This window comes from Nocardioides soli, from assembly GCF_014191495.1.
Classification (GTDB): domain Bacteria; phylum Actinomycetota; class Actinomycetes; order Propionibacteriales; family Nocardioidaceae; genus Nocardioides; species Nocardioides soli.
In genome coordinates, this window is sequence record NZ_JACHWR010000001.1 from 1652505 (window position 1) to 1673341 (window position 20837).

Annotated in this window: 18 protein-coding genes; 6 read left to right on the forward strand and 12 right to left on the reverse strand. The window is 71.6% G+C overall.

The features are described 5' to 3' along the window. Positions 1-26 precede the first annotated feature (26 nt). The 6 genes from FHU40_RS08250 to FHU40_RS08275 form a co-directional block, all read right to left on the reverse strand. Positions 27-1496: a cytochrome ubiquinol oxidase subunit I gene (locus FHU40_RS08250; RefSeq protein WP_183591733.1), complete on the reverse strand. Its 1470-nt coding sequence runs from the start codon at positions 1494-1496 to the stop codon at positions 27-29. A gap of 263 nt (positions 1497-1759) precedes the next feature. Next, positions 1760-2074, reverse strand: a complete 315-nt coding sequence (locus FHU40_RS08255; RefSeq protein ID WP_183591734.1) for a GIY-YIG nuclease family protein — start codon at positions 2072-2074, stop codon at positions 1760-1762. A 216-nt stretch (positions 2075-2290) separates the two neighbouring features. Next, positions 2291-3097: an enoyl-CoA hydratase gene (locus FHU40_RS08260; RefSeq protein ID WP_183591735.1), complete on the reverse strand. Its 807-nt coding sequence runs from the start codon at positions 3095-3097 to the stop codon at positions 2291-2293. Between the two features lie 5 nt (positions 3098-3102). Beyond that, the gene (locus FHU40_RS08265) at positions 3103-4308 is read right to left on the reverse strand and encodes a lipid-transfer protein (protein WP_183591736.1); all 1206 of its coding nucleotides are present in this window, start codon (positions 4306-4308) and stop codon (positions 3103-3105) included. Next, positions 4305-4745 (reverse strand): Zn-ribbon domain-containing OB-fold protein, encoded by a 441-nt coding sequence (locus FHU40_RS08270; protein ID WP_183591737.1) that lies wholly within the window; start codon positions 4743-4745, stop codon positions 4305-4307. The genes FHU40_RS08265 and FHU40_RS08270 overlap by 4 nt, the downstream gene beginning before the upstream one ends. A gap of 96 nt (positions 4746-4841) precedes the next feature. Further along, a complete protein-coding gene (locus FHU40_RS08275) occupies positions 4842-6242 on the reverse strand; it encodes a cystathionine beta-synthase (protein WP_183591738.1) in 1401 nt (466 codons plus the stop codon). Between the two features lie 77 nt (positions 6243-6319). Between FHU40_RS08275 and FHU40_RS08280 the strand changes: the two genes are divergently transcribed. From FHU40_RS08280 to FHU40_RS08300, 5 genes are all read left to right on the forward strand, one after another. Beyond that, positions 6320-7363, forward strand: coding sequence for an SGNH/GDSL hydrolase family protein (locus FHU40_RS08280; RefSeq protein ID WP_183591739.1), 1044 nt, complete (start codon positions 6320-6322; stop codon positions 7361-7363). 70 nt (positions 7364-7433) lie between these two features. Then, positions 7434-8192, forward strand: coding sequence for an ABC transporter ATP-binding protein (locus tag FHU40_RS08285; protein WP_183591740.1), 759 nt, complete (start codon positions 7434-7436; stop codon positions 8190-8192). Continuing rightward, entirely contained in the window at positions 8189-9535 is a 1347-nt protein-coding gene (locus FHU40_RS08290) for an FtsX-like permease family protein (RefSeq protein WP_183591741.1), read from the forward strand. The genes FHU40_RS08285 and FHU40_RS08290 overlap by 4 nt, the downstream gene beginning before the upstream one ends. Beyond that, a complete protein-coding gene (locus tag FHU40_RS28075; protein ID WP_183591742.1) occupies positions 9532-10773 on the forward strand; it encodes a sensor histidine kinase in 1242 nt (413 codons plus the stop codon). The genes FHU40_RS08290 and FHU40_RS28075 overlap by 4 nt, the downstream gene beginning before the upstream one ends. Further along, positions 10761-11408, forward strand: a complete 648-nt coding sequence (locus tag FHU40_RS08300) for a response regulator (RefSeq protein ID WP_183591743.1) — start codon at positions 10761-10763, stop codon at positions 11406-11408. Before FHU40_RS28075 ends, FHU40_RS08300 begins: the two co-directional genes overlap by 13 nt. Before the next feature lie 185 nt (positions 11409-11593). Here FHU40_RS08300 and FHU40_RS08305 read toward each other — a convergent pair whose 3' ends face one another. Together FHU40_RS08305 and FHU40_RS08310 are read right to left on the reverse strand one after the other, a co-directional pair. Next, entirely contained in the window at positions 11594-12481 is an 888-nt protein-coding gene (locus tag FHU40_RS08305; protein WP_183591744.1) for a Bax inhibitor-1/YccA family protein, read from the reverse strand. Between the two features lie 120 nt (positions 12482-12601). Next, positions 12602-14608 carry a glycosyl hydrolase family 18 protein gene (locus FHU40_RS08310; protein WP_183591745.1) on the reverse strand — a complete coding sequence of 669 codons (2007 nt, stop codon included), beginning with the start codon at positions 14606-14608 and terminating at the stop codon, positions 12602-12604. A 91-nt stretch (positions 14609-14699) separates the two neighbouring features. Here FHU40_RS08310 and FHU40_RS08315 point away from each other — a divergent pair, with 91 nt between their 5' ends. Next, entirely contained in the window at positions 14700-15782 is a 1083-nt protein-coding gene (locus FHU40_RS08315) for a hypothetical protein (RefSeq protein WP_183591746.1), read from the forward strand. Between the two features lie 23 nt (positions 15783-15805). Here the strand turns inward: FHU40_RS08315 and FHU40_RS08320 are convergent, their stop codons facing one another. The 4 genes from FHU40_RS08320 to FHU40_RS08335 all read right to left on the reverse strand — a co-directional run bounded on the left by FHU40_RS08320 (position 15806) and on the right by FHU40_RS08335 (position 20832). Then, the gene (locus FHU40_RS08320) at positions 15806-16438 is read right to left on the reverse strand and encodes an eCIS core domain-containing protein (RefSeq protein WP_183591747.1); all 633 of its coding nucleotides are present in this window, start codon (positions 16436-16438) and stop codon (positions 15806-15808) included. 26 nt (positions 16439-16464) lie between these two features. After that, on the reverse strand, positions 16465-18405 hold the full coding sequence (locus FHU40_RS08325) for an ATP-binding protein (RefSeq protein ID WP_183591748.1): 1941 nt from the start codon (positions 18403-18405) through the stop codon (positions 16465-16467). Beyond that, a complete protein-coding gene (locus FHU40_RS08330) occupies positions 18402-20216 on the reverse strand; it encodes a hypothetical protein (RefSeq protein ID WP_183591749.1) in 1815 nt (604 codons plus the stop codon). The genes FHU40_RS08325 and FHU40_RS08330 overlap by 4 nt, the downstream gene beginning before the upstream one ends. A 154-nt stretch (positions 20217-20370) precedes the next feature. After that, positions 20371-20832 (reverse strand): type III secretion system chaperone family protein, encoded by a 462-nt coding sequence (locus FHU40_RS08335; RefSeq protein WP_183591750.1) that lies wholly within the window; start codon positions 20830-20832, stop codon positions 20371-20373. Positions 20833-20837 lie beyond the last annotated feature (5 nt).

Sequence of the window (20837 nt, forward strand, 5' to 3'; positions counted from 1 at the left end):
ACTCGGTCTCCTCGTCCCTCTCGTCCTCAGTAGGCGAACGCCAGCGGGCGGTCTTCGTCGTCGTCGCTGCCGCGCAGCGCCGGGTTCGGTGGCTCCTCGAAGTCGTCGGGGCCCTTCTTGATCACCCGGAGCAGCAGGCCGACCTCGATGATCGCGAGCACGCCGTACAGGCCGGTGAGGGTGATGATCGAGATCCAGGCCTCGGTCGTGCTGACGCCCGGGGAGACGCCGCGGCCGACGTTCATCATCCCGAAGACCACCCACGGCTGCCGGCCCATCTCGGTGAAGATCCAGCCGGCGGAGTTGCCGAGCAGCATCAGGATCGGGGTGGCGATGGCCATCCGCCCGAACCACTTCGACGTCGGCACCCGGCCCTTGCGGGTCAGGAAGAGGATCAGCCCGGCGAAGAAGGCCGCGACCACGCCGAAGCCGATCATGTAGCGGAAGGTCCAGTAGGTGACGGGGATGATCGGCGTGTACTCACCCGACGGGTCGTAGTACGCGGCCCCCGGGTCCTGGCCGTAGGTCTCGCGGTACTCCTCGCGCAGGTCGTTGATGCCGTGCACCTCGCCGTCGAAGCTGCCGGTGCCGAGGAAGGACAGCAGGCACGGCACGGTGATCGAGAACTTCTCCTCCTTGCCGTCCGGCGTCCCGATCGTGAAGATCGAGAACGGCGCGCAGGACTCCTCGGTGTCGTAGAGCGCCTCCGCGGCCGCCATCTTCATCGGCTGGACCTCGGTCATGATCTTGCCCTGGAAGTCGCCGCTGACCGCGACGCCGATGCCGGCCACGAGCACCACCCACGCCCCGAGGCGGATGCCCATCCGGTACATCGGCCGGTCCTCGATCTTGATCCGCTCCCGCTTGCCGGCCCGGAGGTAGAGCCACGCGCTGACGCCCAGGATGAAGGCGGCGGCGGTCATGTACGCCGCGAAGATCACGTGCGGGAAGGTGACGAGCTGGACCTTGTTGAACATCACGGCGGCGAAGTCCGTCAGCTCGGCGCGCCCGGTCTCGGGGTTGTAGGTGTGGCCGACCGGGTGCTGCATCCAGGAGTTCGCGGCGAGGATGAACCAGCTGCTCGCGAGGGTGCCGAAGTGCACGATCCACATGCAGCCGGCGTGCAGCGCCCGCGGCAGCTTGTCCCACCCGAAGATCCACAGCCCGAGGAACGTCGACTCCAGGAAGAACGCCAGCAGCGCCTCGATGGCGAGCGGCGCGCCGAAGACGTCGCCGACGAAGCGGGAGTAGTCCGACCAGTTCATGCCGAACTGGAACTCCTGCACGATGCCGGTCACCACGCCGATCGCGAAGTTGATCAGCATCAGCTTGCCGAAGAACTTCGTCAGTCGCAGCCACTCGGGCTTCCTCGTGCGCAGCCAGAGCGTCTCCATCACCGCGACCAGGGCCGTCAGCCCGATGGTCAGCGGGACGAACAGGAAGTGGTAGACGGTCGTGATGCCGAACTGCCACCGGGCGATGTCGAGGATGTCCACCGTGCTGTCTCCGCTCCCAGGTCGTCGTGCGCGCCACAGCGCGCACCCACGCTAGGGACGACGGTCGCCCGCCCACCTGTGCCGGAAGATCTGCCAGACCGGGTCTAAGGTCCCGCCGTCCATCCTTGTGAAACTTTTCTCAAAGTCTGCGCCCGCCCCCCGACCCTTGACAAGAGGGGGTGCTCCGCCCCCTCCAGAACGTGACCCGGGTCTCGTCCGCACGGGGGTTTCGAGACAGGCGCACGGTGGTTGAGGAGGTTGCGCTAGCAACCGTCTCGAAACCATCGATCCGTCGACGAGGTCCGTCGCTTCGCCAGCGCGGGAAGCCCGTCGAAGTCGCCTCGGATCAGCGCCTCCCGCTTCCTGCGGCTCCAGCCCTGGATCTGTTTCTCGAAGGCGAACGCTTCCGTGACCGAGTCGTACTCGACGGCCCAGACGAGGTGTACGGGCCGGCGGCGCCGGGTGTACGCCGCACCGGCGGGATCGTTGTTGTGCTCCCAGATCCGCCGCTCGAGGTCGAACGTGCTGCCGACGTAGTAGGAACCGTCAGCACATTCGACGATGTACGTCCAAGGCATGGCGCGAGCCTGCGCCGCCCCAGGTGTACGCCGCAACCGCGCCGCTCGGACCTGTGGACGGAGGTTTCGAGACAGGCGCTAGCGCGCCTTCCTCAACCACCGACGGCTTGGTGGTTTCGAGACAGGCGCTAGCGCGCCTTCCTCAACCACCGACGGCCCACGGTGGTTGAGGAGGTTGCGCTAGCAACCGTCTCGAAACCACCGAGCCATCGGACCTCAGCGGTCGTCGGTGAACTCCGCCGGACGGCGCTCCTTGCGGGCCCGGGTGGCCTCCTCGAAGTTGCCGGTCAGCAGCCGCAGGTAGAGCTGCCCCAGCCCCTCGGTCGGCAGGTAGGACTCCAGACCGCCCGCGGCGATGCCGGCGTGCAGCGTCTTCTTGGTGAGCTCGATGCCCGGCTGCGAGAAGCCCGCGATCCGCCGTCCCGTCTCGACGGCGGCGGCGACCACGTCGTCGTGCACGCCCGACACCAGGCCGATCCGCTCGGCCTCCTCGGCCGTGACGTCGCGACCGGTGAGCATGATGTCCGCCGCGCGGGTCGAGCCGACGGCGCGCGGCAGCAGGTAGCTGAGGCCGAGCTCGCTGGCGGTGAGGCCGTTGTTGATGCCGGCCGCGCGGAAGTACGCCGAGGGCGCGGCCAGACGGAGGTCGCAGGCGAGCGCGAGGCACAGCCCGCCGCCGATCGCGGCGCCGTTGACCGCCGCGATGACGGGCTGGCGCAGCTGGCGGATCGCGAGGATCACGCCCTCCAGCGCCTCCATCGCCCGCAGCGCGTACGTCGGTCGCGTCACCCCCGCTACACCCGGAGGGACGCCCGCCGACTCCTGGTCCGCGCCCGAGCAGAAGCCCGCGCCGGCGCCGGTGACGACCACGGCGCGGACGACGTTGTCGTGGCGGAGCTCGGCGAGCGTCTCGCCGAGGGGCACCATCACCTCGAAGGCCATCGCGTTCATCCGCTCGGGCCGGTTGAGCGTGACGACGGCGACCTCGGGCACCGGCCGGTCGAGCAGGATGAAGCCGGCCATCGCGCTCAGACGCTCAGGATGACCGAGGAGCCGTGGCCGAAGAGGCCCTGGTTGGCGGTGATGCCGACGCGGGCGCCCTCCACCTGGCGGCCGGTGGCCTGACCGCGCAGCTGCCAGGTGATCTCGCAGACCTGGGCCAGCGCCTGGGCGGGCACCGCCTCGCCGAAGCAGGCCAGGCCGCCGGACGGGTTGACCGGGATCCGGCCGCCGATCGTGGTCTCGCCGGCGCGCAGCAGCGCCTCGGCGTCGCCGCGCCCGCAGAGCTGGAGGTCCTCGATCCAGTCCAGCTCGAGCGCCGTCGACAGGTCGTAGACCTCCGCGACGGACACGTCGGCCGGGTCGATGCCTGCCTCGTCGTACGCCGCCTGGCCGATCGACTCCTTGAAGGTGCGCTCGGGCGCGGCGACCGCGGTGGTCGCGTCGGTCGAGAGCAGCGGCATGTCGATGACGGTCTGCGGGAAGGTGGGCGTCACCGTGGAGATCGCGTTGATCCGGACCGGTCCCCGCCCGCCTGTGGAGAGCCCGTGCCGCTTGGCGTACTCCGTCGACGTGAGCACCACCGCGGCCGCGCCGTCGGAGGTGGCGCAGATGTCCAGCAGGTGCAGGGGATCCGAGACCACGGCGGACGACAGCACGTCGGCGACCGAGACCTCCTTGCGGTAGCGCGCGTGGGGGTTCGCCAGGCCGTGCCGGGCGTTCTTGACCTTGACCTGCGCGAAGTCCTCCACGGTCGCGCCGTAGAGGTCCATCCGCCGGCGCGCGTAGAGCGCGAAGTACGCCGGGTTGGTCATGCCGAGCAGCCGGAAGCGCAGCCAGTCGGGGTCGTCCCAGCGCTCACCGGCGTTGGGAGCGAGGAACCCCTTCGGCGTGGTGTCGGCGCCGACGACCAGCGCGACCTCGGACAGACCGGCCAGGATCCGCGCCCGGGCCGTGTCGAGCGCCTGGGCGCCGGTCGCACAGGCGGCGTACGACGTCGCGACCTTCGCGCCGTTCCAGCCGAGCGCCTGGGCGAACGTCGCACCGGCGACGTAGCCGCCGTAGCCGTTGCGCACGGTCTCGCCGCCGACGATCAGGTCGACGTCGGGCCAGGCGACGCCCGCGTCGGCGAGCGCGGCCCGGGCGGCGTGCACGCCGTACTCGACGAAGTTGCGACCCCACTTGCCCCACGGGTGCATGCCGACGCCCGCGACGGCGACATCGTGCGTACTCACTGGTCCGCCTCCTCACCCAGCTCGGTGACCGGCTTCCAGCGCCAGGTCAGCTGCTCGGAGGCGTACTCGGTCTCGACGACGAGCTCGACCTCCCCACCGACGTGCAGGTCGGCGACGCCGTACCCCTCGGCCACCTGCCCGAGCACCACGAGGCCCTCGGGCAGCTCGACCGCGGCGAGCGCGAACGGCACGAACGGGTCGGGAGCCTGGTACGGCGGGGGCGGCTGGTACTGCGCGTCCGTGTACGACCAGACGGTCCCGCGGCGTGAGAGCGTGTTCTCCTCGAACTCCTCGCCCGCGCACGCCGGGTTGCGACAGAAGCCGGACGTGGGCGGGAAGAAGACCGTCCCGCACGCCGTGCACCGAGACCCGAGGAGCGTCGGCTCCGGTCCGGTCGTGAACCAGCCCTCGATCGCGGGCGTCGCCGTGTCGGTCATGCGCCACACCGTACCAAGCAACTGCTTGGTTGGGTACGCCGAAGCGGGTCGTCCGCCTCACACGGGTCTCTACACCCTCCTGAGGCGGACGACCCCTCAGCCGCGGGCCAGGTACCCCAGCAGGTCGTGCCGGGTGACGACGCCGACCGGCTTGCCGTCCTCGTGCACCAGCAGCGCGTCGGCGCCCTCGAGCGCGGCGACCGCGTCCGAGGCGGCCTCCGTGGAGCCGATCGTCGGCAGCGGGCCGGACATGTGCTGGCTCACGCTGTCGGTGAGCCGGGCGGTGCCGGTGAAGAGCAGGTCGAGCAGGGTGCGCTCGGAGACCGCGCCGACGACCTCGGCGGCCACCACCGGGGGCTCGGCGCGGACGACGGGCATCTGCGAGACGTTGTACTCCTGCAGGATCGCGACGGCCTCGGCGATGGTCTCGTTGGGGTGGGTGTGCACGAGGTCGGGCAGCCGCCCGTCCTTGCCGCGCAGCACCTCGCCGACGGTCTGCACCGGCACGTCGGCGGCGCCGTCGACCGGGAAGCCGTACTGCCCCAGCCACTCGTCGTTGAAGACCTTGGTCAGATAGCCGCGGCCGGAGTCGGGCAGCAGCACGACGATCACGGCGTCCTCACCCTCGGGCGTCCCCTCGAGCTCGTGGGCCAGCTGGATCGCGGCGTGCACGGCCATGCCCGACGAGCCGCCGACCAGCAGCGCCTCCTCGCGGGCCAGCCGCCGGGTCATCGCGAAGGAGTCGGCGTCGGAGACCTCGATGATCCGGTCGGCGACGTCGCGGTCGTAGGCGTCGGGCCAGAAGTCCTCACCGACGCCCTCGACCAAGTACGGCCGCCCGGTGCCACCGGAGTAGACCGAGCCGGCCGGGTCGGCGCCGACGACCTGCACGGACGGATTCTGCTCCTTGAGGTAGCGGCCGGTGCCGCTGATCGTGCCGCCGGTGCCGACGCCCGCGACGAAGTGGGTGATCCTCCCCTCCGTCTGCGCCCAGAGCTCCGGGCCGGTCGTCTCGTAGTGGGAGCGGGGGTTGTGCGGGTTGGAGTACTGGTCCGGCTTCCACGCGCCCGGCTGCGACGCCAGGCGGTCGGAGACGTTGTAGTAGGAGTCGGGGTGCTCCGGCTCCACCGCGGTCGGGCAGACGACCACCTCGGCGCCGTACGCCTTGAGCACGTTGCGCTTGTCCTCGCTGACCTTGTCGGGGCAGACGAAGACGCACTTGTAGCCCTTCGCCTGGGCGACCATCGCCAGCCCGACGCCGGTGTTGCCCGACGTCGGCTCGACGATCGTGCCGCCCGGCTGGAGCTCGCCGGAGGCCTCGGCGGCCTCGATCATGCGGGTCGCGATGCGGTCCTTCACGGAGCCGCCGGGGTTGAGGTACTCCACCTTCGCGAGGACGATCGGTCCCTTCGCTCCTTCGAGGGAGCCGGTGGACTTCGACAGCCGGAGCAGCGGAGTGTTGCCGATCAGGTCGAGGAGCGAGTTCACGTACTGCATTGCCTCAATCTAGGGGGTTCTCGGCACCGGAGGGGAAACGTCGACGACCGGCTGGCGCGCCTCCGTAGGGTGGGGGCGTGGGGAAAGCCAGTGCCGCTCGGAAGCTGGCCTCTGCCGCCGCGTACGGCGGTGGGGGCTTGTCCGTCGTGGGCGCGTCCCTCTACGGCGTGCTCGTGCTCGAGGCGCGCTGGGCCCGGCGCATCATCGGCGAGACCAGCAACACCCCGCCGCCGGACCCCAGCGGCTGGTACGGCCGCGGGCGACCCGGACCCGCGGTCAAGGTGGCGCTGCTGGGCGACTCCAGCATGGCGGGGTACGGCGTGGACCGGGTCGAGGAGACGCCGGGCGCGCTGCTCGCCAGCGGCCTGGCCGAGCGCGCCCACCGTCGCGTGCACCTGCGGTCGTACGCCGTGGTGGGCGCGATGTCCTCCGACCTCGGCCCCCAGGTCGACCGCGCGCTGCCGACCGAGCCCGACGTCGCGGTGATCCTGGTCGGCGCCAACGACGTCAAGAACCTGGTGCGGCCCTCCGCCTCGGTGCGCCACCTCTCGGAGGCGGTGCGGCGGTTGCACGAGTCCGGCACCGCGGTGCTGGTCGGGACCTGCCCCGACCTCGGGACGGTGAAGCCGATCGCTCCCCCGCTCAAGCAGCTCGCGCGGTCCTGGTCGCGGCGGATCGCGGCGGCGCAGACGATCGCGGTCGTCGAGGAGGGCGGCCGCACCGTGTCGCTGGCCTCGATCCTCGGCCCCGAGTTCGCGGCCGCACCGGCGCTGCTGTTCGGCCCCGACCAGTTCCATCCGTCGGTGAGCGGCTACCGGTCGCTGGCGCAGGTGCTGCTGCCCTCGACCCTGGCCGCCCTCGGGCTGATCCCCGACGACGAGACCGAGCCCGAGGCGTTCCGCGGCGAGGGCGTGCTGCCGATCACCACGGCCGCGATCCAGGCGGTCAACATCCCCGGCACGGAGCTCGACGGCACCCAGGTCGGCGGCGCGCGCCGCGGCGTACGCGGCCTCTGGGTCGAGCTGCGGCACCGTCGGCGGCACCCGGGCACCGAGGGCGAGGCGCCCGGCGAGCAGGAGGAGGACGACCTCCAGCAGATCCAGGGCGAGGCGAACGGGTAGGGAAAACCCCACCCCCGCCGGCGGTCCAGGCCCATCGAGACGGCGCCCGAGGATCGGAAGAGTCGGGGACATGAACTCCAACGCCACCTCTGCGGCCCTCGAGGTCCGCGGCCTGACCATGACGTACGGCGCGGGCGCCGGCGCGGTCCGGGCGCTCACCGACGTCGACCTGGCCTTCGCGCGCGGCTCGTTCACCGCGGTCATGGGGCCCTCCGGCTCCGGCAAGTCCACGTTCCTCAACTGCGTCGCCGGTCTGGACCGGCCCACCTCCGGGCGGGTCCTCGTCGACGGCCGCGACGTCACCGACCTCGGCGAGGACGACCGCACCCGGCTGCGGCGGGAGCGGATCGGCTTCGTCTTCCAGGGCTTCCATCTGCTGCCCTACCTCACCGCCGAGCAGAACGTCGGCCTCCCGCTGCGGCTCGCGGGGCGTCGCCAGGACCGGGCCCGGATCCGGGACCTGCTCGCGCGCGTGGGCCTCGGGGAGCGCGCGCGGCACCTGCCCGGGGCGCTCTCCGGTGGCCAGCAGCAGCGGGTCGCGATCGCCCGGGCGCTGGTCACCGAGCCGGCCGTCGTGCTGGCCGACGAGCCCACCGGCGCGCTCGACTCGACCACGGCCCACGACGTGCTCGCGCTGGTGCGCGACAGCGTCGACACCCTCGGCCAGACCGTCGTGATGGTCACCCACGACCCGGTCGCGGCGTCGTACGCCGACACGGTGGTGTTCCTCGTCGACGGCCGGGTCGCGGGTCGGATGGACCGGCCCACCGCCGACGCGGTCGCCGGCCAGCTGGCGCACCTCGACGAGCTGGTGGGAGCGGCGTCATGAGCATGCTCGCGCTGGCCTCACTCCGGCACCGCCGGACCGCCTTCACCGCGACCTTCCTCTCCGCGCTGCTCGGCGCGGCGCTGATCGGGGCGTTCGCGACGCTCGCGCAGACCGCCACCGGTGCCGGCGTCTCCGACGCGGACGCCGAGACGCTCACCATCATGGGCATCGTGGTCGGTGGCTGGGGCAGCCTGATCGTGCTCTTCTCGGTCGCGTCGACGCTCGGCATCACCGTGCGCCAGCGCGCCGAGGAGATCGGGCTGCTCCGGGTCGTCGGCGCGACACCTCGCCAGGCCGGGCGCCTGGTGCTCGCCGAGGCCTCGGTCGTCACCGTGGTGGCCGCGGTCCTCGGCGCCGCGCTCGCCTGGCCCGCCGGATTCGCGCTGCTCGCGCTGCTGCGCAACGGCGGGATGGTCGGTGACGACGTCGCGTACGGCGGCGGCGTCGCGGCTCTCGGATCGGCCGCCCTGCTGGTCGTGCTCACCAGCCTCGTCGCGGCCGCGGTGACCGCGCGCCGGACGACGAACGGCCCGGCCACGCTCGCGATCGCCGACGCCCGCGCCGGCGGCTCGGGCCGGATGCCGTGGTGGCGCACCGCGATCGGCCTGGTGCTGGTCGCCTACGGCCTCGGCATGGCCGTCGTCACGATCACCGTGACGGCCGACCAGGACGACCCGTACGCCGCGATGAGCACCAGCGGATCGAGCTCGATCCTGGTGGGCGTCGGGCTGGCGGTGCTCTCCCCCGTGCTGCTGCGCTGGCTGGCGCGGCTCTGCGCACCCGCCGTGGGTCGGGCCGGCGTGGTCGGCTGGCTGGCGGCGTACAACACCTCGCGCCGCTCGCAGCTGCTCGGCAACGTGCTCGCGCCGGTCATCGTGCTGACCTCGGCCGCGGTGGGCGTGCTGATGCTCGTCGGCATCGACCACCGCACGATCGGCGCCCAGGCGACCGACGAGGGCGACACGATCAACCTGCTCAACAACGTGGTGACGGGCATGATCGCGCTCTTCGCCGCCGTCATGGTCGTCAACGCCTTCGCCGCCGTCGTGGCGGGCCGTCGCCAGGAGCTGCGGCGGCTGCGGCTGCTGGGTGCGACCACCACGCAGGTCGAGCGGTCGGTGCTCGCCGAGGCCGGCATCGTGGCCGGGATCGGCGTGCTGCTCGGCCTGGTCGCCTCGCTCGCCACGGTGGTGCCGTTCGCGGTCGCCCGCGACGAGGGCGTGGTGCCGGACGGCCAGCTCTGGCTGCCGCCGCTGCTGGTCGCGGCGACCGTCGCGCTCACGCTGCTCGCCGCCCGCTCGGCCGTGCACCGACTGGGCCCGCTGACGGGGGCCGCTCGATGACAGACTGGACCGTCATGTGGGTGCGGAGGATCGGGTCGCTGCGGCCCACGCCGGTCGACGAGGACGGCCTCGTCGACCGGCTCCGCCTGACCGCGGTCTCGCTGGGCTACGCGCTGGCGATGGCCCCCGCCCTGGCGCTGGCGATCCTCTCGATCCTCTGCATCCCGCTCGGCCTGGTGACGGTGGGCTTCGCCCTGGCCTTCGCGGTGGTGCCCGCGACGGCGGCGCTGACGGCGGTGCACCGCCGGGTCAGCGGCGCCCTGCTGGGCGAGGAGCTCCGCGCGGCGTACGCCGACACCACCGGCACCAACCTCTTCACGCGGCCGGCGCGCTGGGTCACCGACCGGGTTCGCTGGCGCGACGTCGGCTTCCTGTGGTTCTCGGCCACCGGTGGGTTCGTGCTCTCGCTGCTGCCGGTCGCGATGCTCACCTTCCCCTTCTCGTCCCTGGTGCAGGCGATCGTCTTCGGCGGCTGGGTGCAGTGGCTGCTGGCGCTGCTGGGTGGGCCGGTGCTGGTCGGCTGGTGGTGCGCCGCTCCGGCCCTGGTCCGCGCCCGGGCCCTCGCCGAGCGCGGCATCCTCGGCCACTCCCGGGTCGAGGAGCTCGAGCAGCGGGTCACGGAGGTCACCGAGTCACGCGCCGAGACCCTCGACCACAGCGCCGCCGAGGTACGCCGGATCGAGCGCGACCTGCACGACGGCGCCCAGGCCCGGATCGCGGCGGTCGGCATGAACGTCGGCCTCGCCGAGAAGCTCCTCGAGTCCGACCCGGCCGCCGCCGCGGAGCTGCTCCGCGAGGCCCGCGAGAGCACCATCACCGCGCTCGAGGACCTGCGCTCGGTGGTCCGCGGCATCCATCCGCCCGCGCTCGCCGACCGCGGCCTGGCCGGCGGGATCGAGGCGCTCGCGCTGCCGTTGCCGCTGCCGGTCACCGTGGCGCTCGACGTGCCCGCCGGGCTGCCGGACCCGGTCGAGTCCGCGGCGTACTTCGCCGTCGCGGAGTGCCTGGCCAACACCGCCAAGCATGCGGCCGCGACGCGCGCCTGGGTCACCGGGGCCTACGCCGACGGCGTGCTCCGCCTGGTGGTCGGCGACGACGGCCGCGGCGGGGCCGACCCGGCCGGCAGCGGGCTGTCCGGGGTGGCGCGGCGGCTGGCCGCCTTCGACGGTCGGCTGGACGTGCTCAGTCCGGCCGGCGGGCCGACGGTCGTGACGATGGAGGTGCCGTGCGGGCGGTGATCGCGGAGGACCAGGCGCTGCTGCGGGTCGGGCTGACCCGGATCCTCGAGGCGAGCGGGTTCACGGTCGTCGACGCCGTCGACAACGCGCCCTCGCTGACCCGCGCGCTCGCCTCCCCCGACGTCGATGTGGCGGTGGTCGACGTGCGGATGCCGCCGACGTACTCCACCGAGGGCCTGGTCGCCGCGATCGAGGCGCGGCGCGCCCGCCCGGGCTTCCCGGTGCTGGTGCTCTCGCAGTACGTCGAGCCGCTCTACGCCCGCGAGCTGCTCGCCAGCGGCGAGGGCGCGGTCGGCTATCTGCTCAAGGACCGGGTCGCCGACGTCGACGGCTTCGTGGCCTCGGTCCGCCAGGTCGCGGGCGGTGGCACCGTGCTCGACCCCGAGGTGGTCGCCGGCCTGGTCGCCGGGGCCGGCCGCGGGCAGCCCCTGGAGCGCCTGACCCCGCGCGAGCGGGAGGTGCTGACGCTGATGGCCGAGGGCCGCTCGAACGCCGCCATCGCCGCGCGGCTCTTCGTCACCGAGAAGGCCATCGGCAAGCACACCAACGCGATCTTCACCAAGCTCGACCTGCCGCCGGCCTCCGACGACAACCGCCGGGTGCTCGCCGTCCTCGCCTGGCTGGACGGTGCTTAGGCGGTCGCCGGGTTTCGGCTGCTGACAGCCGAAACCCGCACGACACGCCGAGTCCGCACCGCGTGTCTCGCGGGCTCTGGCTGCTGACAGCCGAAACCCGCACGACACGCCGACACGACCAGCGACCCGTCCGACATGACGAACGGGCCCCGGATCGATCCGGGGCCCGTTCGTACGTGCGGACGTCAGTCCTGGCTGAAGAACGCCAGGATGCGCAGCAGGTTGGTGTAGATCCAGACCAGGCTGACGGTGAGCGCGAAGGCGGCCCGCCACGACTCCCGCTCCGGGATGCCGTTGGCGACGCCCTGCTCCACGAAGTCGAAGTCGAGGATCAGCATGAAGATACCGAGCGCGAGGCCGGCGAAGGCGGTGAGCATGCCGAAGCCGCTGACGCCGAAGAGGCCGAGCTCGGCGCTGAACATGCTCAGCACCAGCTCCATCAGGCTCAGGCCGATCATGCCGAACACCGCGGCGATCACGAACATGCGGAACTTCGCGCCGACCTTGATCTCGAAGAACTTGTACGCCGCGAGGGTGCCCGCGAAGGCCGCGAAGGTGCCGAGCACGGCGCCCATCACGACGCCGTCGCCGAACTGCGCGTCGAAGAACTTCGAGAGCGCACCGAGGGCGATGCCCTCGAGCGCGGCGAAGGCCAGCACCAGGGCCGGGCTGATCACGCGCTTGAAGGAGTTGACCATCGACAGCACGAACGCGCCGAGAGAGCCGATCGTCATCAGCGCGATCAGGCCGCCGAGCTGGCCGTTCTCCACGGTCGCGCTGGTGATCGGGGGCGTGAGAGCCCAGGTGGCGAACGCCGTCACGATGACCACGGCCAGCGAGATCGCGGTCTTCTGGACCACCGAGTCGACGGTCATCGGGCCGCCGGTGGCGACCGGGGCGGGCGCGTGGCCCGGCTGGCCGGGCTCGCCCGTGCTCCAGGAGGCCGGATCGGTGTAGCCGGTCTGGCCGTAGCCCTGGTGACCGGCGCCGTTGCCGGCGTAGGTCTGGTTGCCATAGGCGTTGGAGGCGTTGAACTCCTCCGAACGGCGGAACACCGGGTTGTTGCTCTGCATTGGTCTCTCCTCGAGGCCGGGGGCGTCGTCGCTCTGACGGGTCACCTCAACAAGCCCATTCTAGGTGGACTCACCGGGTTGAACGCCCGCGCCTGCGAGATCGTTCCCGACGACGAGCACTCAGTCGACCCGGAGATCTCCGAGGAACGAGCTCTTGACCGCATCCAGCAGCGGGTTGGTCCCGGTGCGCGGCAGCCACCCGTAGTTGAGCGTCCAGATGATCGTGCCGCCGACGCCGGTCTCGCGCACCCAGTCGCCCTTGGCGGCGATCGACCGCTCGTCCTCGTAGCTGAGGAAGCCGGCGGGGTTGCGCGCCGGCAGGCCGCCCTCGGGCTCCGGAACGAAGCCGCCGTCGCCGTACACCCGGTAGGTCGACTGCGCCTCCTCGTCCCAGCGTTGCTCGCCGTGGGAGAGGTAGCCCATCCGGTCCAGCTCGGAGTACGCGAGCGCGGCGTCCTGGATCTCGTAGATGTCGTTGCCGTCGGTGGGCTGGCGCGGCCCGGTGATCGACGGGCCGAAGTAGACGCCGTAGAAGCCGATGCCGATGCCGATCCGGTCGCGGGGGACGCCGGTGCGCACGTACGCGTCGACGCTGGAGGAGATGTCGACCGGATTCTGCCCGCCGGCCCCGAAGAGCGCGCCGGAGAACCACGACAGCCAGCCGCCGCCGTTGTACGTCGTGCCGATGCCGTAGGACATCAGGTTGTACTGGTCGACGGCGTTGGCCACGTCGGCCTGCCACTGCTCGACCTTGTCGCCCTCCTGGAGCTCGTTGATCTTCACGGCGTAGCCGGGGAAGGTGATCAGCCCCGGGGCGTCGGCGTACCGGCCGCGGGTGGCCATCTCCGCGCGCAGGTCCGCGATCAGCGCCATCAGCCGCCGGCGTGCCTCGGCCGCGGGCACCGGCTCCTCCCCCTCCTCCTCGCCGCAGCCGGCCTCGCCGGAGAGGCAGTTCTCCCAGTCCAGGTCGACGCCGTCGTAGTCGTGCTCGACCAGGTAGTCGACGATGTTCTCCACGAACTCCGTGCGCCGGTCGTCGGTGGTCGAGAGCATGAAGCCCCGGCCGTCGAAGCCGTCACCGCCCAACATCAGGAGGGCCGAGGTGCCGGCGGCGTGCGCCTTGTCGATCAGGTAGTCCTCGATGCTGCGGCCGCTGCCGTCGGGGGCGCCGCCGGGCTCCTGCGCCGACCACGCGCCCTGCTCGAGCTCGGTCGGCTCGCCGCCGAGCGAGCCGCCGCCCGGGGCCACCCGGCCGAAGACGAAGTGCGTCATCGCCGTCATGTCGACGTCCTCGGGCGGGTAGAGCCAGTTCCAGAACCACGCCGCGTAGTAGCCGGTCACCCACGGCCGGCGCTGGGTGCCGGGATCGGTGCCCGGATCGGTGCCGGGGTCCGTGCCCGGATCGGTGCCCGGGCCGGGCTTCGGCTCCGGGGCGGGCTTCGGCTCCGGGGCGGACGGGGCGCGGGTCACCGTGACCGGTGCCGTCGCGACGGCGCGCGCACCGCGCCAGGCCGCGGCGACCAGCCGGTACGACGCGGTGCCGGTCGGCCGGGCCGTGAGGGCGACCGCGCCGCCGGCGTCCTGGGTGCCGCGCGCGACCGTCGTCCAGCGGTCGCCCTCGCGGATCTCGAGCCGGACCGGTCGTCCGGCGCGGGCCGGGGTGAACGTGGCCCGGACCGCCACGGCCGCACCGGTCGCGGCGGTCATCGGCGCGGACGCCGCGCCGCGCTGGCCGACCAGCCGCACGGGGACGCGGCGTGAAGTCCAGGCCGGGAGCCGCTCTCTCCCGGCCTGGACGCTGGGGGCGACGACTCGGAACCTCGCCGCACGGGCGCGCGCCGCGAAGGCGTAGCGACCCAACCGGTCGGTGCGCGACCGCTCGACCACTCGCCAGCGACTCCCGTCGCGACGCTGCAGCACGACCGGTCGGCGTACCTTCCGCGGCGTCGTGCCGCCGATCCGCACGGTCTCGCCCGCGATCGCCTCGACCCCGCGGCCGGCGGCGGACGGCGGCGCCGTCTGCGGTGAGGCGGCCGACGCGCGGGTCGCGAGCACGCCCGCGGCGAGGAGGACGAGCGCGAGGACGAGCAGCGCCACGACGATGTGGCGGCTGGCGGAGCGGGACATCGGGTTCCTTTCGTCGCCGGTCAGTCTCGCCGTCGGCGTGTCCCGGACATCAGGTCGCCGGGTCCCGGATATTCAGGACAGAATCAGGCCCATGGAAGAGGTCGTCTTTGCCCTCGTGGTCGCGGGGCGGTTCCTGCTGCCGCTGCTGATCCCGTACTTCCCGCTGCCGGCGATCATCGCGTGCCTGGTGCTCGACGCGGCGGATCAGACGATCTTCCAGGCGTTCGGGTACGACCCGCCGGGCTACCAGAACTACGACAAGGCGATGGACATCTTCTACCTGTCCATCGCCTACCTCGCGGCGATGCGCAACTGGGACAACCTCGGCGCGTTCGCGGTCGCCCGGTTCCTCTACTACTACCGGCTGGCGGGCGCCTTCCTCTTCGAGGTCAGTCATGAGCGCTGGGTGCTGCTGGCCTTCCCCAACACGTTCGAGTACTTCTTCATCGCCTACGAGCTGTGGCGCACCCGCTGGCGCACCCGGCCGATCGCGGAGCGCACCTGGATCCTGGTCGCGGCGTTCATCTGGATCTTCATCAAGCTGCCGCAGGAGTACTGGCTGCACATCGCCGAGCTCGACGTGACCGACACGCTGCAGGACTACTGGTGGGCCTGGCCGCTGCTGATCCTGCTGCTGGTGCTGCTGGCGGCGATCCTGTGGTTCGTCGTCCGTCCGCGGCTGCCTCGCCCCGACCACCGCTTCCGCGTGGTGGCCGATCCGGTGCCCGACGCCGTCGACACCAGCGCGAAGCTCTCCGCGATCCACATCGCAGGCGGCTGGGTGGTCTCCTGGATGACCCTCGAGAAGGTCGTGCTGGTCGGCGTGGTCTCGGTGATCTACGGCCTGTTCCTGCCGACGGTGCGGATGTCGACGCTGGAGCTCTTCTTCGCGATCGGCACGCTGGTCGCGCTCAACGCCGTGATCACGCTGCTCTTCTCCCGGCGTCGCTGGACGATCGAGTCCGCGGCCCTGGCCGTGGTCGTGCGCATCTTCGTGAACGTCGTGCTCGTCACCGTCGGCGAGGCGATCCTCAACCGCACGTCGAACGGCTGGACGACGTTCTTCTTCCTCTGCCTGATCAGCCTGATCACGACGCTGCACGACCGCTACCAGCCCGTCTACGCCTACCGGCGCAGCCGCGAGCTGGACCTGCGCGAGTCCTCGTCGGTCTAGACCGCGAGGTCGTCGGGCCGGGCTCAGCTCTGCTGGATGGTGTGGGTGAGCTCGTGGGCCATCAGCGAGCGGTCGTCGGTGCTCTGGCCCTGGCCGAGGAAGATGTGCGAGCCGACGGTGAAGGCGCGAGCCGACATCGAGCTGGCGAGGGCGGCGGCCGTGCCGTCGGTGTGCACCTTGACCCCACCGAAGTCGGCGCCGAACGCCCCCTCCATCTCGGTCCTGGTCCGTTCGGGCAGCGCGCTCCCACCGCTGCGGGTCGCGGCCGTGAGGTCCCGCTCGTCGGCCTCGTCGAGGGCGCCGCCCTCCGCACCGACCTTGCGGCGTACGGCGTCGGTGCCGCCGGTGCCGCCGCCGGTGCCGCTGTCATGGGCGCAGGCCGAGCCGCACGCCGACGAGTGGCCGCCGCCGAGCGCGGAGACCACGCGGGCCGCGACCCGGTCGGCCTCGAGCTCGGCGGGGTCGGCGGAGTGGCCGACCGTCAGCTTCGGCTGGGCCCGGGCCAGCAGGTGGCCCAGGCCACGGTTGCCGATGCCCTGCTGGAGACTCAGCAGCGGGTTGGCCTCCTCCCGCTCCGGCTCGGCGGCCTCCGGCTGCTCCCGGACCTGCGCCGCACTCTCGCGCTCCTCGCGTGCCGCCCGATCGCTCTCTCGCATGACTCTCTCCCTCCGTCCGCGGGCCGTCAGCTCGCGTGGAACTCGCTGAACTCGTCGTCGCGCAGGTAGCGCCCGCCCTTGTGCAGCTCGCGGCGCACCGCCTCGACGAGGACCTTCGGGGTCATCGGCGTGTCCGCGTCGGCGGCGAGGAACGCCGCCGTCAGCGCGGCGTTGCGGATCGAGCCGCCCGACATCTCGAAGCGGGCGGCGAACCGCCCGAGGTCGAGCCCGTCGGTGGGCATCGCCGGCGGGATGCACCGCTGCCAGATGCGCAGCCGCTCGGACTCGTCGGGCATCGGGAAGTCCACGAAGACGTGGATGCGGCGCAGAAACGCCGGGTCGAGGTTCTTGGCCATGTTGGTGGCGAGCACCACGACGCCCCGGTGTCGCTCGATGCGCTGGAGCAGGTAGGCGACCTCGACGTTCGCGTAGCGGTCGTGCGAGCTGGACACCTCCGACCGCTTGCCGAGCACGGCGTCGGCCTCGTCGAAGAAGAGCACGACGGGGCTGGACTCCGCGGCGGTGAAGACCCCCTCGAGGTTCTTCTCGGTCTCGCCGATGTATTTGCTGATCAGCTGGGAGAGGTCGACGGTGCACAGGTCCTGACCCAGCTCGCCGGCGATGATCTCGGCCGACAGGGTCTTGCCGGTGCCCGACTCCCCGGCGAAGAGGGCGAGGACGCCGGCGGAGGACTTGTCCACGAACCCCCACTCGTCGAAGACCCGGTGCCGGTGCTGGTGGCGGACCGCGATCTCGCGGACCAGGCCCAGCTTGTCCTCGCGCAGCACCAGGTCGTCCCAGCCGCGCCGGGGCGTGGTCCGCCGGGCGACCCGGTCGATCTCCCCGGCGGCCAAGAGGCGCACCGCGGCGGCCACGTCTCCGCCGACCGCGTCGGCCGCGGCGCCCGCATGGGCGAGCTGCTCGGCCGTCAGCGAGCCCGCGTGGTGGATCGCGTGGGGCCCGAGCGCCGCCTCGATCTCGGCGATCGTCGCCTGGGGCGACCGGGGGCGCACCGAGACCCAGCGCTGCCGGGGCAGCGTGTCGAGGGCCGGCTCGACCTCGCTGCTGATCGCCCAGCGCAGGTGGCCCGCACGGGTGATCCGCTGCCGGGTCGCCGGCGTCAGGCCGGTCTCGTCCGGCTCGAGGACGATCGGGTCCCCGTCGAGGGTCGCCTGGCGCACCAGGGCGCTCCACTGCTGGTCGTCGGTCGGCAGCGGCGTGACGAGCAGCCGCTCCGCGGCGTACCGCTCGGCCACGGCCTGGCGGCGCCGGATCCGGTCGGGCCCGGAGACGATCACCAGGCCCGCCACGGCCTCCGGGGTTCGCGCGTCGCCCGGGACGGCCCATTCCCATCGGTCGGCCCCCGTGGGCAGCGCGGGGTCGTCGCTCGGATGGCCGGCCAGTCGCCAGCACACCAGCGGAGCCAGCTGCACCGGCGTCCGGGCCCACGGCTGGCCGCCCTCGCAGGTGACCAGCTCCGAGCGGCGCAGCGCGCCGTCGGGGCGCAGCACCGCCCAGGCCTCGCCGTCCATGAAGAGCTGGCTGAGGGAGTACGGCGTGAGGAACCGCTGCGTGACGTCGTCGTTGAGGAACGACACCAGCCGCTGGCGCCGCGGGTCGAGCTCCACGGCGGCGAGGACGGCGAGCACCTCCGCCTCCTCGCGGCTGAGCATCGCGCCGCGGACCAGGCCGGCGAAGACGGCGTCCCGGTGGAACGACTCCCGGACCGCCTCGATCGAGGTGCTGGTCCGCGCCAGGATCGCCTCGACGGCGCCGTCGTCACCGAACGACCGGCCCGGCAGGTCGGCGACCGCGCGCAGCAGGTCGTCGTCGTCGATGTGCAGCCCCGCCAGCGGCGAGGGCAGGCGGTCGAAGGCGATCCGCGCCACGAGTGCGGCCCGGTGCAGCAGTGCGTCGGCGAAGACCGCCCAGGCGGGCGCGGTCGTCGGGGGCTTGAGGGCGGTCATGTCCGGTTCCCGCCTTCCTTGGCCTTGTCGATCTCGGCTCGCTTGTACATCGCCTGGATGTTGTCGTACTTCTCGTCCTTCACGTTGGCGGACTCGGTGCCGCGCAGGTAGGCCTTGAGCTTGCCCTGGAGCTCCGAGGTGAAGTCGAGCCACTCGCCCCGCTCGATGCCCTCGTCGAGGCCCGGCCACTTGCCCTCGTCCTTGTTGAGGTTGATCTCCGTGACGCAGCTGATCGGGATCTTGTCCATCAGCACCTCGCGGTTCTTGCGCGCGCTGTAGATGTACTCATCCAGCTCCTGGGGGGCCGAGCGCTTGACGTGCGACCTCTTGAGGACCTCACCAGAGTTCCCGTCGAGGATGAGCTTCCTGTCGGCTTCCTCGAAGGAACTCAGTTCTTCCTCCGCGGGCAGGAGCTCGTCGGCGTACTGAGCGAGTTTCTTGTCCTTCCTCCACTCGATCGCCATGCTGGCTCGCTTGCAGAGCTTCTCGATGTCCTTCGGTTGGTAGACCCGGTCCCACGCGATCTTGTGCTGGTTCGACTCGTCGGCGTGCTGGTTGACGATCTTGATGCCCAGCTTCTGCGCCTTGGCGAGGTCGACCTTCACGATGCCCTGGTTCTCGGCGCCCGTGTCGAACCGCTCGCCCTTGTTGGCCCGGATCACCTTCTTCCGCTTGCCGGTGGGGTCGATCTGGGCGCTGGCGGTGGAGAGGAAAGGCTGGTTCGGCCCGGAGCCGTTCCGCACCTGCATGCTGGCCCGCTCGTTCAGGCCCATCCGCGACTTCGGGCCGCGCGCTTCGGCGTATCCGAGGGCGAACTGGTATCCGGTCCGCTTTCCCGGAGAGGATCGAACCTCGGGAGCGCCGGACCGAACCGTGCGATGTGGCTTGGGGACACCCTGCAGGTGACGCCAGTACCTCGTCGTGAACTCTGAGTCGTCGACCTCACCGGGCGGGACGTGGGCGGCCGCCTCGCGGAGGTCGAAAGTCTCGCTGTGGCCATCGAATGTGTCCCCGGTGTAGCGGGGCAGCTGCGCATCGAGCCGCGTCGTCTTCGCCTCATCCACGTAGGCCGGCTCGACGTCGGTCTCGCCGCCACTCTGCTTGGGCTTCAGGTTGAGGCCGAACATCGCGGCCACGTGCCAGATGGTGATCGCGCGGGTGACGAAGCGGCGGGTGTGCACGCCGTTGTCGTCCTTGACGAACTGCTTGGGCTTCACCGTGGGGCTGTAGCCGCGCTTGGTGAAGACGTTATCCGCCTGGTCCTGCCGATCTGCGTCGGGCTCCGCGTTGAAGCGCTCGTTGTCGAAGTAGACCGTGTAGATCGTCCTCTTCGAGTCGCTGACGATCTCGACCTTGCCGCTGGCCGGTTCGCCGACCAGGCTGATGCCCGGAAAGCCCGACAACGTGCCCTTCAACCGGTCCCAGCGCCAGCCGGCGTCTGCCTCCACCCTGTCGTGGTAGTCCGCCAACGTCTTCTTGTGCTCTCCAACGGTGGCCTCTTCGTTCCGCTCCTGACGGAGTTTGACGATCTCCGGCGGGACACCCGTGCGGCTGCCTTCTGCGCGAATTCGGAGGCTTCGTGACTTGGAGATCGTGTCGTCGGTCTCGATACGAGCCTCCTTGATGAATTCGAGGCTGTCTTTGCGACCTTGCTTGATCCGCCGATGGCTCTCGATCAGCTCGGACACCTCGTCCGCCAAGCTCTCGTCCTCCCCCAACTCCTTCCCACGCTCGAACGCCAGCTTGTCGCCGGCGCGCCGGATCACGGCCGGGGACCGCTGCACGATCTGGCCGGTGATGCTGTTGCCCACGCCCTGCTGGAGGTTCAGGACCTGCTGCTGACCCGACGTGGCCTCGCTGCGCGGCTCGGGCTGGACTCGGCGGTGCCCGTCGTCCCCGCCGGGGGTACGTGCGGCGCTGTGTCTGTGCATGAGATCTCCCGAACCTCGTGGTCAGCTGGTGGGGTCAGTCGGCGCCTTCGGCGTCGGCGATGCAGGACTCGAACGGTCGTCCCTGTGCGGCCTCGAGCAGGCCGGACAGGTAGGCGTCGACGGTGGCGACGTTGGCGTCGACGAGGTTGCGGACGATGGCAGTGCTGGGCGGTACGTCGCGCAGCTCGACGCTGGTGCGGTAGCGCACCTCGCCGTACCGCGGGCCAGCGGCGAGGTCGACCTCGAAGCTTCCGATCGAGAGCCCGAAGTTGGCGGCGGTCAGGTAGGAGCTCACGTTGCGCGCCCACTCGGGCGAGACCTCGACGGGGAGGATCGAGTAGACGATCAGCACCTCGGTGTCCGGTGGCATGAAGAAGACCACCGGCCACTCCCCCGTCTGCCCGGCGAGGTTGAGGCCGATGAACGTGTCGTGCTCGTCGTAGTCCCACGACTGCCCGTCGAGGTAGTCGAGCACGGCCTGGCGGACCGGGTCCACGATCG

Bases quoted from the DNA above. Each gene is read 5' to 3' on its own strand.
- FHU40_RS08315 (WP_183591746.1), top strand. From the start codon at position 14,700: ATGGAAGAGGTCGTCTTTGCCCTCGTGGTCGCGGGGCGGTTCCTGCTG.
- FHU40_RS08260 (WP_183591735.1), bottom strand. From the start codon at position 3,097: ATGGCCGGCTTCATCCTGCTCGACCGGCCGGTGCCCGAGGTCGCCGTC.
- FHU40_RS08320 (WP_183591747.1), bottom strand. From the start codon at position 16,438: ATGCGAGAGAGCGATCGGGCGGCACGCGAGGAGCGCGAGAGTGCGGCG.
- FHU40_RS08285 (WP_183591740.1), top strand. From the start codon at position 7,434: ATGAACTCCAACGCCACCTCTGCGGCCCTCGAGGTCCGCGGCCTGACC.
- FHU40_RS28075 (WP_183591742.1), top strand. From the start codon at position 9,532: ATGACAGACTGGACCGTCATGTGGGTGCGGAGGATCGGGTCGCTGCGG.
- FHU40_RS08275 (WP_183591738.1), bottom strand. From the start codon at position 6,242: ATGCAGTACGTGAACTCGCTCCTCGACCTGATCGGCAACACTCCGCTG.
- FHU40_RS08305 (WP_183591744.1), bottom strand. From the start codon at position 12,481: ATGCAGAGCAACAACCCGGTGTTCCGCCGTTCGGAGGAGTTCAACGCC.
- FHU40_RS08255 (WP_183591734.1), bottom strand. From the start codon at position 2,074: ATGCCTTGGACGTACATCGTCGAATGTGCTGACGGTTCCTACTACGTC.
- FHU40_RS08310 (WP_183591745.1), bottom strand. From the start codon at position 14,608: ATGTCCCGCTCCGCCAGCCGCCACATCGTCGTGGCGCTGCTCGTCCTC.
- FHU40_RS08270 (WP_183591737.1), bottom strand. From the start codon at position 4,745: ATGACCGACACGGCGACGCCCGCGATCGAGGGCTGGTTCACGACCGGA.
- FHU40_RS08290 (WP_183591741.1), top strand. From the start codon at position 8,189: ATGAGCATGCTCGCGCTGGCCTCACTCCGGCACCGCCGGACCGCCTTC.
- FHU40_RS08325 (WP_183591748.1), bottom strand. From the start codon at position 18,405: ATGACCGCCCTCAAGCCCCCGACGACCGCGCCCGCCTGGGCGGTCTTC.